The sequence below is a fragment of the Candidatus Chloroploca asiatica genome (genome assembly GCF_002532075.1).
GTDB classification, from domain to species: Bacteria; Chloroflexota; Chloroflexia; order Chloroflexales; family Chloroflexaceae; genus Chloroploca; species Chloroploca asiatica.
The window spans coordinates 1-808 of the sequence record NZ_LYXE01000077.1 but is presented as its reverse complement, the minus strand read 5'-3'; the positions used below and the strand labels follow the sequence as shown (position 1 = coordinate 808).

Annotated in this window: 1 protein-coding gene; it reads right to left on the bottom strand. The window is 51.9% G+C overall.

The window, feature by feature from the left end; all coding sequences use genetic code 11:
* Window positions 1-808: hypothetical protein (locus A9Q02_RS24170; protein ID WP_216361480.1), on the bottom strand; the 808-nt coding region annotated here is incomplete at both ends.

Here is an 808-nt window from a genome sequence, read left to right as displayed (position 1 = left end):
CGATATGAGCCGAAGTAACAGCATCGTTGGCCAGTTGGCCTGAGCCCACGGCTCCTGCTGCCAGCTTATCGGAGGTAATGGAAGTGGCTGCAATTTTGGCTGTTGTAACAGCATTATTTGCAATAGCCGGGTTTGGATAGGTTCCGCTAAGGTCGCCTCCGGCGGGGCCTGTTGGGTTGCTTCCGCCTGAGCCTTGCAGGTCTTCGGCGGGGGCCCAGGTGGTGCCATTCCATTTGAGCACTTGTCCGCTTGTGGCGCTCATTTGGTGGAGCTTGGCGGCTGTAACGGAAGTATTGGCCAGTTTTTCGGAAGTTACCGAAGTAGCCCCCAGTTTTGCTGTTGTAATTCCTGCGTCTGCAATCTTAGCTGTAGTAACCGCCGCATCGGCAACTTTATCTGTTGTAACAGCCGCATTGTTAATTTTCACAGTTGTTACCGCATTGGTTGCCAGTTCGGTGGCTGTAACGGCACCACTGGCGATCTTGGCAGAAGTAACGGCATTATTGGCCAGTTTTACTGAAGTAACCCCGGCATCGGAAATGGAGATTACATTGCTGCCCGAAATGCTGATGCCATCGCCGGGGGTGTAAGTGCCACCACTTCCACCTCCTTGCAAATCGTCGGCGGGGGTCCAGGTGGAGCCATTCCATTTAAGCACTTGTCCTGAGGCTGGTGCCGAAGCACTAACATCATCGAGATGGGAAAGAATTACAGGAATAAAAGGAGTTCCGGTGAGGCTTGAGTATTGCCCATCGAAAAGCGAAGGCTGATTAATCAAATCGTTATAATCGCCACTAAATCCATTTTC